Source organism: Aminobacter niigataensis (genome assembly GCF_014200015.1).
In the GTDB taxonomy this organism is placed as follows: Bacteria; Pseudomonadota; Alphaproteobacteria; order Rhizobiales; family Rhizobiaceae; genus Aminobacter; species Aminobacter niigataensis.
The window spans coordinates 55350-71842 of the sequence record NZ_JACHOT010000001.1; the positions used below are offsets into that span (position 1 = coordinate 55350).

The 16493-nt window shown below is 64.3% G+C and carries 19 protein-coding genes; 8 read left to right on the forward strand and 11 right to left on the reverse strand.

What is annotated here, in order from left to right; translation table 11 throughout:
• Positions 1-45: 45 nt before the first annotated feature.
• A complete protein-coding gene (locus GGQ99_RS00305; RefSeq protein ID WP_425486786.1) occupies positions 46-849 on the forward strand; it encodes a chromate resistance protein ChrB domain-containing protein in 804 nt (267 codons plus the stop codon).
• A gap of 1 nt (position 850) precedes the next feature.
• On the forward strand, positions 851-2188 hold the full coding sequence (chrA, locus tag GGQ99_RS00310) for a chromate efflux transporter (protein WP_183259881.1): 1338 nt from the start codon (positions 851-853) through the stop codon (positions 2186-2188).
• A gap of 88 nt (positions 2189-2276) precedes the next feature.
• On the opposite strand, the gene GGQ99_RS00315 is transcribed toward chrA, so the two are convergent.
• The 8 genes from GGQ99_RS00315 to GGQ99_RS00350 form a co-directional block, all read right to left on the reverse strand.
• Positions 2277-3212, reverse strand: a complete 936-nt coding sequence (locus tag GGQ99_RS00315; RefSeq protein WP_108607316.1) for a ribose-phosphate pyrophosphokinase — start codon at positions 3210-3212, stop codon at positions 2277-2279.
• A 113-nt stretch (positions 3213-3325) separates the two neighbouring features.
• The gene (locus tag GGQ99_RS00320; RefSeq protein WP_183259883.1) at positions 3326-3916 is read right to left on the reverse strand and encodes a hypothetical protein; all 591 of its coding nucleotides are present in this window, start codon (positions 3914-3916) and stop codon (positions 3326-3328) included.
• 43 nt (positions 3917-3959) lie between these two features.
• Entirely contained in the window at positions 3960-5111 is a 1152-nt protein-coding gene (locus tag GGQ99_RS00325; protein ID WP_183259885.1) for a M24 family metallopeptidase, read from the reverse strand.
• A 4-nt stretch (positions 5112-5115) separates the two neighbouring features.
• Complete coding sequence (gene pgeF, locus GGQ99_RS00330) at positions 5116-5907, reverse strand: peptidoglycan editing factor PgeF (RefSeq protein WP_183259888.1); 792 nt, start codon at positions 5905-5907, stop codon at positions 5116-5118.
• A 106-nt stretch (positions 5908-6013) separates the two neighbouring features.
• Complete coding sequence (locus GGQ99_RS00335) at positions 6014-7093, reverse strand: class I SAM-dependent methyltransferase (RefSeq protein ID WP_183259890.1); 1080 nt, start codon at positions 7091-7093, stop codon at positions 6014-6016.
• Positions 7090-7944 (reverse strand): prolipoprotein diacylglyceryl transferase, encoded by an 855-nt coding sequence (lgt, locus tag GGQ99_RS00340; RefSeq protein ID WP_183259891.1) that lies wholly within the window; start codon positions 7942-7944, stop codon positions 7090-7092. Before lgt ends, GGQ99_RS00335 begins: the two co-directional genes overlap by 4 nt.
• An 85-nt stretch (positions 7945-8029) precedes the next feature.
• Positions 8030-8329 (reverse strand): type II toxin-antitoxin system RelE/ParE family toxin, encoded by a 300-nt coding sequence (locus GGQ99_RS00345; RefSeq protein WP_183259893.1) that lies wholly within the window; start codon positions 8327-8329, stop codon positions 8030-8032.
• 7 nt (positions 8330-8336) lie between these two features.
• Positions 8337-8585 (reverse strand): type II toxin-antitoxin system ParD family antitoxin, encoded by a 249-nt coding sequence (locus GGQ99_RS00350; protein WP_183259895.1) that lies wholly within the window; start codon positions 8583-8585, stop codon positions 8337-8339.
• A gap of 160 nt (positions 8586-8745) precedes the next feature.
• Between GGQ99_RS00350 and GGQ99_RS00355 the strand changes: the two genes are divergently transcribed.
• From GGQ99_RS00355 to GGQ99_RS00365, 3 genes are all read left to right on the forward strand, one after another.
• Entirely contained in the window at positions 8746-9060 is a 315-nt protein-coding gene (locus GGQ99_RS00355) for an accessory factor UbiK family protein (RefSeq protein ID WP_108607321.1), read from the forward strand.
• A 320-nt stretch (positions 9061-9380) separates the two neighbouring features.
• Positions 9381-9881 carry a type III secretion system chaperone family protein gene (locus tag GGQ99_RS00360; protein WP_055970456.1) on the forward strand — a complete coding sequence of 167 codons (501 nt, stop codon included), beginning with the start codon at positions 9381-9383 and terminating at the stop codon, positions 9879-9881.
• Positions 9882-9890: 9 nt separating this feature from the next.
• On the forward strand, positions 9891-10250 hold the full coding sequence (locus GGQ99_RS00365; protein ID WP_183259897.1) for a tRNA-binding protein: 360 nt from the start codon (positions 9891-9893) through the stop codon (positions 10248-10250).
• A 151-nt stretch (positions 10251-10401) separates the two neighbouring features.
• Here the strand turns inward: GGQ99_RS00365 and GGQ99_RS00370 are convergent, their stop codons facing one another.
• Entirely contained in the window at positions 10402-11406 is a 1005-nt protein-coding gene (locus tag GGQ99_RS00370) for a glycosyltransferase family 4 protein (protein ID WP_183259899.1), read from the reverse strand.
• A gap of 299 nt (positions 11407-11705) precedes the next feature.
• On the opposite strand from GGQ99_RS00370, the gene GGQ99_RS00375 reads away from it, so the two are divergent.
• The 3 genes from GGQ99_RS00375 to GGQ99_RS00385 all read left to right on the forward strand — a co-directional run bounded on the left by GGQ99_RS00375 (position 11706) and on the right by GGQ99_RS00385 (position 14346).
• A complete protein-coding gene (locus GGQ99_RS00375; protein ID WP_183259901.1) occupies positions 11706-12554 on the forward strand; it encodes a MetQ/NlpA family ABC transporter substrate-binding protein in 849 nt (282 codons plus the stop codon).
• Between the two features lie 69 nt (positions 12555-12623).
• Complete coding sequence (locus GGQ99_RS00380) at positions 12624-13709, forward strand: methionine ABC transporter ATP-binding protein (protein WP_183259903.1); 1086 nt, start codon at positions 12624-12626, stop codon at positions 13707-13709.
• Positions 13690-14346 (forward strand): methionine ABC transporter permease, encoded by a 657-nt coding sequence (locus GGQ99_RS00385; RefSeq protein ID WP_183259905.1) that lies wholly within the window; start codon positions 13690-13692, stop codon positions 14344-14346. The genes GGQ99_RS00380 and GGQ99_RS00385 overlap by 20 nt, the downstream gene beginning before the upstream one ends.
• A gap of 7 nt (positions 14347-14353) precedes the next feature.
• Here GGQ99_RS00385 and GGQ99_RS00390 read toward each other — a convergent pair whose 3' ends face one another.
• Positions 14354-15766 (reverse strand): ATP-binding protein, encoded by a 1413-nt coding sequence (locus tag GGQ99_RS00390; protein ID WP_108607326.1) that lies wholly within the window; start codon positions 15764-15766, stop codon positions 14354-14356.
• Between the two features lie 426 nt (positions 15767-16192).
• Positions 16193-16432 (reverse strand): hypothetical protein, encoded by a 240-nt coding sequence (locus tag GGQ99_RS00395; protein ID WP_108607327.1) that lies wholly within the window; start codon positions 16430-16432, stop codon positions 16193-16195.
• Between the last annotated feature and the right edge of the window lie 61 nt (positions 16433-16493).

Below are 16493 nucleotides of genomic sequence, written 5' to 3' on the forward strand. Positions count from 1 at the left end.
AGTTCCGCCTTCGCCCATTTGTGCGGAGGAATTGCCATGCCCAGAATGATCTCATCGCAAGAATTGATCCGCCTCGTCGGCACTGACCGGTGCCCGACGGTCGTCGACGTGCGCAGGGAGACGGTCTTTGCTGCTGCTCCGACACGGATCGCCGGCGCGCTATGGCGCGACCACATGAGGGTCGACGACTGGCTGCCGCAACTGCCTGCAGGGCGCCGGATCGCCGTCTATTGCGCGCACGGCCACAATGTCAGCGAGATAGCGCTCGCCAAGCTGCTGGCCGCTGGCGCTGACACATCGATGCTTGAAGGCGGAATGGATGCCTGGCTGGCTGCCGGCGGTCCTGTCGTGGCACGCGAGGCGCCTGGTCTGGAGCCGGGGCTGCCGCGACCAAGCGAATGGGTGACGCGCGCGCGCCCCAAGATCGACCGCATCGCCTGTCCCTGGCTGATCCGGCGCTTCATCGATCCGCTGGCGGTTTTCCATTTCGTCTCGGCCGAATGGGTCAAGGACGTCGCCGACGAAACGGGTGCGATCCCCTATGACATCAAGGACGTGCACTATTCGCATCGCGGCGACGAGTGCACCTTCGATACCCTGATCTCGGAGTTCGGCCTGACCGATCCCGCACTTCTGCACCTCGCCCGCATCGTGCGCGGCGCCGACACGGCCCGGCTTGATCTCGAGCCGCAGGCGGCAGGACTGCTTGCGATATCGCTCGGCCTGTCGGCACTCGAAGAGGACGACCTCGCCCAGCTTGAGAAGGGCATGGCGATTTACGATGCGCTCTATGGCTGGTGCCGTTATGCAACTGGTGAAACCCACAACTGGCCGGCAAAGGCGATCTGACATGGACACGACGCCTCTGCGGGCCGCGCCTCCTTCATTCGCGGAGGCGACGCGGACCTTCGCCAGGATCGGCCTGTTGTCCTTCGGCGGGCCGGCCGGCCAGATCGCGCTGATGCACAAGATCCTCGTCGACGAGAAGCGCTGGCTCGACGAGCCGCGCTTCCTGCATGCGCTCAACTACTGCATGCTCTTGCCCGGGCCTGAGGCGATGCAGCTTGCGACCTATGCCGGCTGGCTCATGCACGGCGTCAAAGGCGGGCTGGTAGCCGGGCTGCTGTTCGTGTTGCCGGGGGCGCTGGTCATCACCGCACTGTCGGCGATCTATCTGACCGTCGGTCACGTCACGCTGGTGCAAGGGCTGCTGTTCGGGCTCAAGGCGGCGGTGCTTGCCGTCGTGCTCGAAGCGCTGATCAAGGTGTCGAAGCGGGCGCTGAAGAACGGCAGCATGGTCATCCTAGCCATCGCAGCATTCGTTGCCATTGCCTTCCTCAAGCTGCCGTTCCCGCTGATCGTGCTTGCTGCGGCCGCGATAGGGACACTGCTGCATCTGACGGGCTTTGCCGGCAATGCCGGCGCCAAGGCCGCCGACGAGGATGACGTCGCCTATGCCATGCCCGAATGGACGAAGCCGAGTGCGCGGCGCTTCATCACCACGTTGTCGATATGGCTCGCCATCTGGTTCGTGCCGCTGGTCCTGATGTGGCAACTTCTCGGACACGGCCACGTCTTCACCGCCGAAGCGACGTTCTTTTCCAAGATGGCGGCGGTGACCTTCGGCGGCGCCTATGCGGTGCTGGCCTATGTCGCCCAGCAGGCTGTCGAGGTGCATGGCTGGCTCAAGCCGGACGAGATGCTGACCGGCCTCGGCCTCGCCGAAACGACGCCGGGGCCGCTGATCCTGGTGCTGGTCTTCGTCGGGTTTCTCGGCGGGGCGCGATTGTCCAGCCTCGCCCCGCTGGCCGGAGGAATCGCAGGCGCGGCGGTGACGCTGTGGTTCACCTTCGTGCCCTGCTTCCTGTGGATCTTCGTCGGTGCGCCCTATGTCGAAACGGTGCGCAACGTGCGCTGGCTGGCCAGCGCGCTATCCGCAGTAACCGCTGCCGTCGTCGGCATCATCGCCAACCTTGCGGTGTGGTTCGCGCTTCACGTGCTGTTCGGCAATGTCGGGGAGACGGTGGTTGGGCCATTCTCGCTGCCGGTGCTGGATTTCGGCAGTTTCGACTGGCTTGCTGCGGTCATCGCCATCGTTGCGGGCGTGGCGCTGATCCGCTTCCACGCCAACATGATCGCCGTGCTGGCCGTCTCGGCGCTTGCCGGCATGGCCTGGCAGCTGACCTGAAACAGCGCCGGCGACATTGCGCGCACGAAAAAGCCCCGCCTGGGATTGCCGGGCGGGGCTTTGAAGTGGTCTGCACGGGGCAGAAGGCTCAGTCGAACAGGCTGGATACCGATTCCTCGGTTGCCGTGCGCGAGATCGCTTCGCCGATCAGATCGCCGATCGAGACGACGCGAATGTTGTGGGCGTCCATCACCGACTGGGTCGGCTGGATCGAGTCGGTGATGACCAGTTCCTGCAACTGCGAGCCGGCGATGCGGGCAGCAGCACCGCCTGAAAGCACGCCGTGGGTGATGTAGGCCGTAACGCTGGTGGCGCCTTTGGCCAGCAGTGCATCGGCTGCGTTGCACAGCGTGCCGCCGGAATCGACGATGTCGTCGATCAGCAGGCAGTCTTTGCCGTGGACTTCGCCGATGACGTTCATTACCTCGGATTCACCGGGGCGCTCGCGGCGCTTGTCGACGATGGCGAGCTGGGCGTCGATGCGCTTGGCCAGCGCACGGGCGCGAACCACGCCGCCGACGTCGGGCGAGACCACCATGACGTTGCCAAGTTGCTTGTACTTGGCCTTGACGTCGCGGGCCATGACCGGAACCGAGAACAGGTTGTCGGTCGGGATGTCGAAGAAGCCCTGGATCTGGCCGGCATGCAGGTCGAGCGTCAGCACGCGGTTGGCGCCGGCGCGGGCGATCATGTTGGCGACCAGCTTGGCCGAGATAGGCGTGCGGCCCGAAGCACGGCGATCCTGCCGGGCGTAGCCGAAATAGGGGATGACCGCCGTGATGCGCCGTGCCGACGAGCGCATGAAGGCGTCGATCATGATGAGCAGTTCCATCAGGTGATCGTTGGTCGGAAACGAGGTCGACTGGAGGATGAAGACATCCTCGCCGCGCACGTTCTCTTGAATCTCGACAAAGATCTCCTGGTCGGCGAAGCGCCTGACGCTGGCCTTGCCCAGGGGAATGTTGAGATAGCGAGCGACAGCTTCTGCTAGCACCCGGTTGGAATTGCCCGCGAAGAGTTTCATACGCCGATCCTGGAAGTGAATATGAGCGGGCTTTTAGCGGCCTTGAGCCGTATTGCAAGCGGACTCGCCGTTGAATCCCAAAAAAGCGACATCTTGGAACGGAATGTCGCGGCTCAGCCCGGTTTTGCCGCCAGCCAGTCGGTGAGCTGGTCGATGGTGCTGTCGGCTATCGACTGCATGGTTGCGGGCGCCACGACCGGCCAGCCGTCGCCGCTGCCGATGGAAGGCGCAGTCTGCTGGCCGTTGATGCGGTGGAGCCGGGTGCCTGCCGGGTCGTAGACGTCCCAGACATAGACGACAGTCGTATCCTTGCCTTCGGTCATGGCGGAGAAATAGCCGCGCATGATGATGCCGGGCGGCGTGGTGTCGGTGCTTCCGGCCAGCGTAATGCCGCGTTCGCGGGCGCGGATGCCGAGCCGCTGGGTGAGCGGGGTTGCCGCCTCGACCGGGGTGCCGACAATGGGGGCGAACTGGACGCGCGTCTTTGCGACGATTGCGGCAGCCTGGGGCGACAGTGGCGCAGGCGCTGTGGCAGCGGGGGCGATTGTTGGCGCGCCGACGTCCGTGCCTTCCGCATTGGCCAGCTCGTTCGACTGGTCCGTCGGGGCGATGGCCGAGGGCTCGAGCACGTCCTTGGAGCTGTTGCAGGCCGAAAGTGCGACGAGCGCGGCCAAGCTTGCCGCGGCCACAAACCAACGTTTCATCTGCCTGTACTCCATGGCAAACGCCCCCCAGCGCCCATCGCAGTCACCGCACGATCAAGTCGAGATCATGGCGGGAAAGTGGCTTGGGCAAAGAATCGGTGGTCAAGTAGGTGCGTCCCAGGGTCATCGCGGTTTCGGTTTCCGAATCCATGATGATCATGTGGGCGAACAAGGTCATGTTGGGCGCGATCGGCTCGGGATTGCCCTGGTAGAACATCGGCATGTCCATCCAGGACGGCGTGAATCGCGCGCCGACCGAATAGCCGCAGGCGTTGAGCCGGTGCTTGGTCAGCCCATGCGCCTCCAGTGTGCGGGCGTGGGCGTCGAAGACGTCGCCGAACGTGTTGCCCGGCGTCATCGCCTTTTCCACGCTGAGCAAGGCGTCGAGGGAGGCGTCGTAGAGCTCCTGGTGCCGCTTGGAGACTTTGCCGGTCAGGGCGGTCCGCATCATCGGCGCATGGTAATGGTTGAAGACGCCGGCCCATTCGAGCGTCAACTGGTCGTTCTTGTTGAGCTTGCGGCGTCCTGACTTGTAGCGGCAGAGCAGGGCATCGGCACCGGAGCCGATGATGAATTCGTTGGCCGGGTAGTCGCCGCCGCCGGAAAAGATAGCGCCCTGCATGGCGGCCAGGATCTTGGCCTCGTCGCCGCCCTGCTTGATCAGCGGTAGCGCCGCGTCGAGCGCGTCGTCGCCGAGGCTGGCGGCCTTTTCGGCCTTTTCGATCTCGGCCGGGCTCTTGAACAGGCGCAGCCGGCCGACAAGGCCCGAGGCATCGACGATCTGTCCGAAGGTCTGGAGCTGCTCGTCGAGGCGGCGGCCGTTGAAGGCGGTGAGGCCATGCGTGTCGTATTCGACGCCGATGCGCATGCCGAGCAGGCCAAGGTCGTTGAGCAGGTTGCGCAGGTCGAGCGTCGGGTTGGCGTTGTCGCGGTCGGTCCACAGGACGATATTTTCGATGATCGAGGTGTGGCGGGCCTGGCGCAGGTCGGCCGAACGCGTCAGCAGCGTCATCGAACCGTCGGCCTTGACGATCAGCGACTGGAAGAAGCAGAAGCCGAAGGTGTCGTAGCCGGTCAGCCAGTACATGCTCTCCTGCGCGAACAGCAGCACCGCATCGAGCTTCTTTTCGGCCATCTCGATCATCAGCCGGTCGCGTCGGGCGTCGAATTCGGTTCGTTCGAAATGCAGCGCCATGCTGTCAGTCCTCCAGTGCAATTGCCGAAATCTGCCGCCCGTAATCAGCTTCCTTGCGATGCGTGGTGCGCCGATAGGAATAGAAGAGGTCTTCTTCCGCATAGGTGCAGCGGTTCAGCGCCTCGGCCGTCACGCCCGCGCGCCGTAGCCTGTCGACGGTGTAGAGGTTGAGGTCGAACGTCGAATGGCCGGGGTTTTCGGACGGCGCGAAATAGCGCGCATTGTCGCCGTCAGCCTCGGTGAAGCGGGCGACGAACTCCGGGCCAACCTCGTAGTTGGCAGCACTGATCGACGGGCCGAGCACGGCCAGGATGCGCTCGCGCCTGGCACCGAGGCCCTCCATGGCGGTGACGGTGTTTTCGAGCACGCCTGACAAGGCGCCCTTCCAGCCGGCATGGGCAGCGCCGATGACGCGCGCCTCAGGATCGGCGAACAGTACCGGTCCGCAATCTGCCGACGAGGCGCCAAGGGCGATGCCGGGCCGGTCGGTGACGATGGCGTCGGCCTTGGGCCTGTCGCCGGAAAACGGGCCGGTGGCGACGATCACATCGGGCGAATGGACCTGGTAAAGGCTGAGCAGATGGTCTGCCGCAACGCCCATCCAACTGGCGACGCGGCGGCGATTCTCGGCCACGCGGACCTGGTCGTCGTCCGATCCGACACCGATGTTGAGGCCTTGGTAGATGCCTTCGGATACCCCGCCGATGCGGGTGAAATAACCGTGGCGGATGCCTTTGGCCTCCGCGCTGGCGAGCAAGTTGGACCGGATCGGGTCCGGTTTCGAGTCGTTCAGCATTGCCGCCTTGTCATCCCCGCATGCGATTTCGTCAAGGCCGGGCGCGGCGTCGCCGTTCCGCCTTGCTGTTGCGAGCGCGGACAGTGGGGCAGCGGCAAGCGTGCTGTCAACTGACGGCGGGGAAGGGAAGTTTTGTGCCAGCGGAAGCAATCGCGAGCACCTTGAACAGTGTGCCCATGGCATCGGGTCCGGCGAGGCGCTCGACTTCGCTGCCGATCTTTTCGCGCGTCGCCGCGTCCGCCGAAGCGCCGAGCCTGCCGGCGCGCTCGATCAGTCCAAGCGCCAGCAGGAACTCACCCTGCGCCGCCATATGCGCGTCGAGACCGTGCAGGCGGGCGGCAGTGGCAAGAGCGGCGAAATCGACATGCGAGGTCAGGTCCGCTTCGCCGGGATGGGCGAGCACGTCGTCATACTTGTGCTTGCGCAGGGCCTGCAGCGTGTCGCCGATGCCCGGCTCGATGTGGCCGTAGTCGAAGAACAGGCCGGCACCGCCCGAGGCTTCGATGCGCTCGGCCATTGCTTCCATGGTGGCGGTCCTTGCCGGGGCAAACTCGAAGATCGCGCCTTCGGGAGCCGTCGCGGCCTCGGCCGGCAGCAAGGTCGCCGCGATGGTCGCCGGACCGGCAACGAAGGCCAGTTCGCCGTCCTCGCCGATGCCGACGGCGCGCTCGTGCCAGGCGGCGCCGATCTTGACGAACTGGCGCGTCGGGATGGCGTCGAACAACTCGTTGCCTACGATGAACAAAGGAGCCTGGGGCAGGGTGGCGACGCTTTCGTGCCAGGCGATGTTCGTGCCGCTGGCGGCCAGCGTCTGCTTCTGGACTTTACGCAGCCGCGGGCTTGTCTCGATCATGGCGACATCGGCGGCGAAGGCCGGGTCGAGCTTCTGCAGCACCCGCAGCATGTCCTTCATCAGCGTGCCGCGACCGGGGCCGATCTCGGCGAGCAGCGCACCTCGTGGGCTGCCGGCGGCCTGCCAGGCCGCGTAGAGCCAGACGGCGACGAGTTCGCCGAACATCTGGCTGATCTCTGGCGCGGTGGTGAAGTCACCGACCGCGCCGAAGGGTTCACGCGTGGTGTAGTAGCCGTCCGCGGGATCGAACAGGCACAGCGCCATGTAGTCGGCGATACCAATCGGCCCCGATGCGGCGATCAGGTTTGAAATGCGCTTCTTGAGCGCGGTCATGCCGGCTTTGCGGCTTGGGTCACCTGTTTGGCCGACAGCATCGCCCATACCCCGATCAGCACCATCGGCACCGACAGCACCATGCCCATGGTCAGCCAGCCGCCAAGGAGATAGCCGATCTGCTGGTCGGGTTCGCGGAAGAACTCGACGATGATGCGCGACAGGCCGTAACCGCAGACGAAGGCGCCGGCGACGAAGCGCGGCGTCTTGAGCTTCAGCCCGGAGTGGGTAAGGAAGCGCAGCACGAGGAACAGCACCAGGCCTTCGAGCAGGGCTTCGTAGATCTGGCTCGGATGGCGCAGGAACGGTCCCCCGGTGGGAAACTCGACCGCCCAGGGCACGTCTGTGACCCGCCCCCACAGCTCGGAATTGATGAAGTTGGCGACACGAACGAGCCCCAGGCCGACCGGCACGCCGGCGGCAACCACGTCGATCAGCGACCAGACAAGGATGCCGTGCTTGCGGGCGAACAGGAACATGGCGATCGTCACGCCGAGCAGGCCGCCATGGAACGACATGCCGCCTTGCCAGACGGCGAGTATGTCGAGCGGATTGGAGATGTAGCGGGCGAGGTCGTAAAACAGGATGTAGCCGATGCGGCCGCCAAGCACGACGCCGGCCGCAGCCCAGACCAGGAAGTCGTCGAGGGCTTCTGGCTTCATCGGCAGGATGCCGTTCGGCCACAGGCGGGAGTTGGTCACAAGCCGCTTGCCATACCACCAGGCAAACAGGATGCCGACGACATAACCCAGCCCATACCAGTGGATGGCGAGCGGCCCGATCTGGACGATGACCGGATCGATGTTCGGAAAGGACAGGGCTGCCAGAGGCAGGGCAAGATATTCAGTCAATTCTATCTCCGGTCGAAGCGGTGGCGCAGACCATGCGGCAGCGCTTTGGCAGGGTCAAGGCAAGGGGCAGCCGCTCACCGAGATGTCATTCGTCTGCGGCAAACAGGCGTTCGTAGTCCATCGCGCCGTGGAGGATACGCAGAACCTCGATCCGCTCATCCTGCACACGGTAGAAGATCAGGTAGTTGCCATGGACGCGGCGCCGAATGTCGCTGCCAGAAAGCCTTCTAGCGACTGCATAGCCGAATGGCAGTTCGGCAAGTCCAACGCAGCTTTCGCGCAGTTCCAGAACAAAGCTCAGCGCTCTGGATGGATTGTCTTGTGCGATGTGATCGACAATGGCTTCGAGGTCGGTTTCGGCTGCGTGCGCGAAAACGACCTGCATGATACCATCAGCCTTGGGCGCGGAGCTTGGATTTAAGGCGAGCGAATACGTCTTCGGCGGGCACCAGACGGCCAGCGTCGGCGTCGCTGAGCCCCTGGGCCAGCGCTGCATCCAGTGCGGCAAGGCGCTTTTCGCGTTCTTCAACGAGGCGGATCCCTTCGCGCAGGACCTCGCTCTTGGAGTTGTAGCGCCCGGTACTGACGAGTTGGTTCACGACCTCTTCGAGGTGTGCACCGAGATCGGCACTGATGGCCATGGCGATGCTCCTGAATTCAGCGTCTTCAATCTAATAATAGTTATTGGTTGCTGCAAGCCCGGAATGCGGCGCGATGGCGCAAACAGAGCGGCAAGGACTTCACGCCCTTGCATTCGGGCCTTTGCCCTACTACGTCGAATGGACAACGCGAGGGTTTGCCATGACGACCGGACCGAACCGCATCCTGGATGAGTTTGCCAAGCTGATGACCGATGCCGCGGGTGCCGCGCAGGGCGTCAAGCGCGAGGTCGAGACCGCGTTCCGTTCGCAAGCCGAACGGGCGATGAATACGCTTGAGCTGGTGCAGCGCGAGGAGTTCGAAGCGGTCCGCGACATGGCGATCAAGGCGCGCGCCGAGAACAAGGCGATGGCCGTCCGCATCGAGGCACTCGAGTCGAAGCTCGCAGCCCTTGGCGGCGAAGATGCCGGCAAGGCCTCACCGGCGGCGTCGCCGAAGCCTCGTACAAAGAAATAATTCGTTAACTTTTCCACAAAGCGCCATCCGAAAAAGTGCTTTGTCGTGAATCGCTTACCGGCGCTTGATGAATGTGCGCCGCAGCCAGTTTCCACACCCGAATGCGGCAGTGCGAAAAATTGGGCTGTTCACGCGACTCCTGATCAATACACTGAATTTGTTGCATGATTCTTAGTGGGGTCACGCACCGGATGGCGCGGTCCGGCTGGGGGGTATTGAGTCCGGCAGCGCTGGTCGTCCGAGTTCAAGAATAAGTTTGTTCGTCGTGTGTGCCCTTTGCGCGGAGCGCGATGGCGCTCCCGGAACGACAGGAAGCATTTATGGAACTTCTCGAACTCGAGTTCTCGCGCGAAATCCATCCGGTGGATGTTATCGAGCAGGTGGCTCACAACAACGACTGGTCATTCGAGCGTGCCGGCGACGACGAAATCTCGATCTCTGTCGTCGGCAACTGGACCGACTACCAGATTTCCTTCTCCTGGATGGAAGACTTCGAGGCCCTGCACTTGGCCTGCGCCTTCGACATCAAGGTGCCGGAAAGCCGTACGCTGGAGATCCTGCGGCTGCTGTCGCTGATCAACGAGCAGATGCTGTTCGGCCATTTCGACCTGTGGGAGCAGGAGGGCGCAATCATGTTCCGCCAGTCGCTGCTGCTCGCCGGCGGCGTCGAGCCGACCAGCCAGCAGGTTGAGGTGCTGTTGTCTTCGGCGCTCGAAGCCTGCGAATGCTACTTCCAGGCATTCCAGTTCGTCGTCTGGTCGGGCACCTCGGCCAAGGATGCGCTGGCCAGCGTCCTGTTCGAGACGCACGGAAACGCCTGAGACTGCCGCATGAGTTCGCATCACGAGCGCAAGCCCGAAATCACCTTTGCCGACTTCGACAAGGTGGACATCCGCACCGGTACGATCGTCGAGGTCGAGCCGTTTCCCGAGGCGCGCAAACCGGCGTTCAAGCTGAAGATCGATTTCGGCGCCGGGATCGGCATCAAGAAATCCTCGGCGCAGATCACCAAATATTATGCGCCGGAGACGCTTCTGGGCCGGCAGGTGTTTGCCGTGGTCAATTTCCCGCCGCGCCAGATCGGGCCGTTCATGTCGGAAGTGCTGACGCTCGGCTTCCCGGATGCCGAAGGCGACGTCGTGCTCGGCGCTATCGAGCGCAAGGTTCCCGACGGCGGCCGCCTGTTTTAGGACACGCCGCAATTCAGGGTGATGCCGGCCTGCAAATGGCGATTTCCTGCGCTTCCGGTACTCACGTACCCAAATGTGCGCTCTGTTCCGGTTCTCGGAACTCACCATTTTCGACTCGGCCTGACCTGAATTGTCGACGTGTCCTGGCCGTCTACGCGGTGTACGCCGCCTTCACATTGTCCAGGAACATCTCGGCACAGGCCGTCCAGGTGTAGCGCATGGCGCGTTCGCGCGCTTCGGCACGGTCGACCTTGAGCGCGGCGAGCGCGGCTTGCTGCAAGTCCTCCGAAACCACGCCGCCGACACCGTCGCCGACGATGTCGATCGGGCCCGTGACTGGATAAGCGGCAACAGGCGTGCCGCTGGCCAGCGCTTCGATGATGACATTGCCGAAGGTGTCGGTGCGGCTCGGGAAGACGAAGACGTCGGCCGAGGCATAAATCTCGGCCAGTTCGTCGCTCGGGCGCCGGCCGAGGAAATGCGCCTCGGGGTACTTTGCCTTCAGCCGTTCGATCTCGGGCCCGTCGCCGACCAGCACCTTGGAGCCGGGCAGGTCGAGGTCGAGGAAGGCGGGCAGGTTCTTTTCCACTGCGATGCGGCCGACGCAGAGGAATATCGGCCGGGGCAGGTCGAGATCGACCTTCTTGCCGGGGTGGAAGTGGTTGATGTCGACACCGCGTGTCCAGGGCCGGAGCTTCTCGAAGCCGCGCGAGGCAAGATCGTCGGCGAGCGACTTGGTCGCCACCATGCAGCCCTGGCCGGAATTGTGGAAGCTGCGCAGCAGGCCGTAAGTCCAGCTTTCGGGCAGCGGCAGGCGGGCGCTGACATATTCGGGAAACCGCGTGTGGTAGCTGGTGGTGAAGGGGCGGCCGTTGGCCCGGCAATAGCGTCGCGCCATCATGCCGAGCGGCCCTTCGGTGACGATGTGGACATGATCGGGTCGGCGCTGTTCGATGATGCGCGCGATGTTGCCGGGCGTGGTCAGCGCGAGACGGATATCGGGATAGGTCGGCATCGGCAGCGTGCGGAAGAGGTTCGGGGTCAGGAAATCGGCCTCGGCACCGAAGTCGCCAAGTGTTTCGGCAAGCCGTTCGAGTGTGTGCACGACGCCGTTGATCTGCGGTTTCCAGGCGTCGGTGACCATCAGGATGCGCAAGAGATGTCTTCCCTGTTGCCCGTATCTCGATCAGCCAGGAATCGGCGAGCTTCCCGTTCGATGCGGCCGCCTTTGAGCAGATTGGCATGACACGCCGATGACGCCCGTTCTTCTCGCAGTTGCGAGGACGAGGTTGCTTCTGCCCGAACAAGCATTTTCTTTGAGACGATTTTCCTGCCCACGCGCTCGGCGCGAAATCCGATCCTTTGTCGAAGCGGGAGTGTTTGCCGAGGATATGGCCAAGCTTCGCATGTCGCGGAGCGAGCCATCCTCCCAACGGCTCTCAGCGAGACACCGAAATGACCGAGACCATCAATTCGATTTCCCACCGCAGCGCGATCAGCCGGCGCACGGCCTTTGCAGCCCTTTTCGCCTCCGTCGTCACCGTCATCAGCTTCACCGTCCCGCACCAGGCCTTTGCCGAGGACAAGTCCGCGATCAAGGTCGGCATCATCTCCGGCGAGGACGAGGATGTCTGGCGCGTGGTCAAGGCCGAGGCGGCCAAGCAGGGGCTGAGCGTCGAGACGGTCGTTTTCAACGACTATACCCAGCCGAACGAGGCGCTGGAGCGCGGCGAGATCGACGCCAATGCCTTCCAGCACCAGCCCTATCTCGACAACCAGATCAAGACGCAGGGCTACCACATCACTCCGGTCGGCTACACCGGGCTGTGGCCGATCGGGCTCTACTCCAAGAAGCACGCCAAGATCGAGGACCTGCCGGAAGCGGCGGTCATCGGCGTGCCCAACGATCCGTCCAACGAGGGCAGGGCGCTGCGGGTGCTGGCCGATGCCGGCCTGATCAAGCTCAAGGACGGCACCGGCATCCTGGCGACCGTCACTGATGTCGTCGACAATCCGAAGAAGTTCGAGATCAAGGAACTCGACGCCGGCATCGTCGGCCGTTCGGTCGAGGACCTCGACGCCGCTGTCGTCAACACCGACTGGGCGCTGAAGAGTGGACTGAGCGCCGACAACCGCATTGCCCAGGAACCCGTGGCCGACAATCCCTACCGCAACTTCATCGCGGTCAAGACCGGCAACGAGAACGAGGCTTGGGTCAAAAAGCTGGTCGCCGCCTACCAGAACGAGACGGTCAAGGCCGAGTTCGACCGCGTCTACAAAGGCACCGGCGTCGCCGCCTACTGAGCGCGGGGGGCCATCGACAACAGGCGGCTCGCTCATGGCGGGCCGCCTTCCGCTTTGCGGGGAGATTTCATGAACCAGCATTTCAGTTCCGCCGGCGCGACGTTGCCACCTGGCGATGTTGCGCCCGCCGGCGATGTCGTGCGCATTGTCGACCTCAAGCGTCGGTTCGGCCGGACGCCGGCGGTCGACGGCGTGTCGCTGACGGTGCGCAAGGGCGAGATCCTCGGCATCATCGGCCGCAGCGGCGCTGGCAAGTCGACACTGATTCGCTGCCTCAACGGGCTGGAGCGTCCCGACGCCGGGCAGATCTTCGTCGAGGGGCGCGAGATCACCGGGTTGAGCGAGCGCGATCTGCAGCCGCTGCGCCGTCGCATCGGCATGATTTTCCAGCACTTCAACCTGCTCTCGGCGAAAACCGTCGAGGACAATGTCGCCCTGCCGCTGAAAATCGAGGGCAGGTCGAAGGCCGAGCGGCTCGCCCGTGCCGCCGAATTGCTCGACCTCGTCGGCCTCGCCGACAAGACCAAGGCCTATCCGGCGTCGCTGTCCGGCGGGCAGAAGCAGCGCGTCGGCATCGCGCGCGCGCTTGCCGCGCGTCCGGCGCTGCTGCTCTCCGACGAGGCGACGTCGGCGCTCGACCCGGAAACGACGCGCTCGATTCTTTCGTTGCTCAAGGACATCAACCAGAAGCTCGGCCTGACGATCCTGCTGATCACCCACGAAATGGAAGTGATCCGCACCATTGCCGACCGCATCGCCGTTCTCGATGCCGGCCGCATCATCGAGGAGGGGCCGGTGTGGTCCGTCTTTGCCGACCCGCAGTCGGAGGTGACGCGCAGCCTGCTCGGGGGCATCCGGCCGCAACTGCCCGCAGCGATCGCCGGACGCTTCGCGCGTTCAGGGCGCGAGGCGATCCTGCGCATCGACATTGCAGGAGAGGCGGCGCGGCGTCCGCTGTTGCAGGAACTCGCCGCGGCCGTTCCCGGCCGCTACCGCCTTGTCCATGGCGGCATCGACCACATCCAGGGCGAGCCGGTCGGAACGCTTTTCCTCGGTGCCGCGACACCGGCCGGCCGTCTCGCCGAAGTCGTCGATTTTCTCAATGCCCGGGGCGCCCGGGTCGAGGTGCTTGGCCATGTCACCGATGATGTTTGAACTTCTCCTGCGCTCGCTTTGGGAAACGGTGCTGATGACGGCGGCATCGGGCCTGATCTCGCTGATCTTCGGCCTGCCGCTCGGCCTGGCGCTTGTCGCCACCGATCGCGGTGGCATCGCCGAGCAACTGTGGCTGAACCGTATCCTCGGCGGCATCGTCAACGGCTTCCGCTCGGTGCCGTTCATCATCCTGCTCGTCGCGCTGATCCCGCTGACGCGGCTTATCGTCGGCACCTCAATCGGCACCTGGGCGGCGATCGTGCCGCTGGCGATTGCCGCGACGCCCTATTATGCGCGCATCGCCGAAGTGTCGTTGCGCGAGGTCGACCGGGGCCTGATCGAGGCCGTGCGCGCCATGGGCGGCGGACGCTGGGCGATCATCCGCGAGGTGCTGGTGCCGGAGGCGCTGCCGGGCATCGTCGCCGGCTTCACCGTCACTTTGGTGACGTTGGTCGGCGCCTCGGCCATGGCGGGCGCGATCGGTGCCGGCGGTCTCGGCGACCTCGCCATCCGCTACGGCTACCAGCGTTTCGAGACGGCGGTGATGGTTGCAGTGGTGATCGTGCTCATCGTGCTCGTCTGCGGCATCCAATGGGTCGGCGACAGGCTGGTGACGCGGCTCGACCGGCGCGGCTGAAGTCCGGTCAGGCCGGCACGCGGATCATGGCGCGCAGGCCGCCAAGCGGGCTGTCGCTCAACTTGATGTCGCCGCCATGGCTGCGGGCGATGTCGCGGGCGACCGCCAGCCCGAGCCCGGTGCCGGTCGAATCGAGGTTGCGCGCCTCATCGAGGCGATAGAACGGCTTGAACACCTCTTCGCGCTTCTCTTCCGGGATACCGGGGCCGTTGTCGTCGACCATGACCACCAGCATGCCGCGGTCATGGACGGCCTTGACCTCGACTTCCTTGGCATAGCGGAAAGCGTTGCCGACGACGTTCTGCAGCAGGCGGGCGAAGGCGTTGGGGCGGACATGCACTTCGGGCTCGCCGACCAGCGTGACCTTGAGCTTGCGCTTGCGCAGCTTGGCTTCCTCGCCAAGCTTGTCGAGATAACTGGTGAGATCGAAGCGCCCCGGATCCTCGGCCGCCTCGCCGCGGGCGAAGGCGAGATAGGCCTCGAGCATCGATTGCATGTCGTCGATGTCCTGGCTGAGCGCCTCGCGATCGATCTTGTTGCCCGACAGCGCAAGCTGCAGCTTGAAGCGGGTCAGGATAGTGCGAAGGTCGTGGCTGACACCGGTCAGCATCGCTGTACGCTGGTCGATCTGGCGCTCGATGCGCTCGCGCATCTGGATGAAGGCAAAGCCGGCGCGGCGCACTTCCTCGGCACCGCGCGGACGGAAATTCGCAGGCATCGGCCGCCCCTTGCCGAAGCTCTCCGCCGCCTCGGTCAGTTGCAGGATCGGGCGGATCTGGTTGCGCAGGAAGGGGATGGCGATGGTCAGCAGCACCAGCGAGGTGCCGACCATCCACAACAGGAAGATGTGGGTGTTCGAGGCGTAGGCCTGGCTGCGGCGAACGAAGATGCGCAGCACCTTGTCGTCGAGCTGGACGCGCACTTCGACGACGTTCGAGTTGCCGACCGTATCGAGCCAGAACGGCTTGTTGATCTGCCTGCGGATTTCAGTTGAGAGCGCCTGGTCGAGAATGGAGAAGAACGGTTTGGGGCCGGGCGGGGGTAGCGGTTCGGGCGGCAGCAGGTCGATCTTCAGCAGCATGCGCTCCTGGGCGATGCGGATGATCTGGGCGTAGTTCTCCGGCTGCGGGAAGGTGTCGAGCAGGTCGATGATGCCGGCAATGTCGCGGGTCACCGCTTGCGACAGGCGCACCGTCACCGTCTGCCAGTGGCGCTCCATGAAGACGAAGGCGACGACCGACTGCAAGAGGATCATCGGGGTGATGACGATGAGCAGGGAGCGGGCGTAGAGCCGCTTCGGCATGTAGAGCGCAACCCGCCGCCAGAAGCGGTTCCAGCTTCTCGGCACGGCCGTCAGCGCACGCCATGCACGTGTGCCGATACCGCCTCCGCCGGGCCCTTCCATGTCGGTGGTTGCCATCCGCCCTTCCGTTTCGCCGCCAGCCGGACTTCGTCCCGCTCGGCCTGCGTTGATCCTAGTGCACGCTCGACAGTTCTGAAACTGTCTTTGAAGTTCAACAGCTTACGTTGTCAAACGTTGCGTTGTCCCGTGCTGAAAACATAGGGATTTTTCTTGAGTTTCCAAATGTCAGGCCGTTCGTCGTCGCCGAAAGACGATTGACGGGAACTGCGCCGACACTATGTCGGGTCACTTGCGTGGAGATGATCAAGGCACGCCCCGGCGTCCCGCGTCCAAGCGGGCGCGGCACCGCGGGTTGTAGCCGGTGCCGGCGGCTTGGCCGAGGGTTTTCGCAGGCCACGAGCCGAGCCGCGCACGGCAAATCCGGGCCAGGCGTCGCCTTTGCAGCGGCGCCTGGAGGATGAACGAGGACGACGAAGCGGTCGCTTAGATGCCGAGCAACGTCTTGGCTTCGTTGAGCGCAGCCTCCGATCCGGCGTGATCTCCGGCGGCATGCAGTTGCTCGCCCTTGGTGCGCAACTCCTTGACCTTTGTCATGTCCGCCTCCGCGAGTGTCGAAGCGGGCAGCGCTGCGTCGATCGCAGCCATGATGCTCGGGCAGGAATTGGCGAAAGCGGTTGCTGGAAAGACTGACAGGGCAAATGCAAGCGTAATTGCGCGTAACATGGCTGTTTCTCCCATGCCGGGCCGCGGAATGCGGCACGTCTGTCGCCGGCGCGCGCGATAC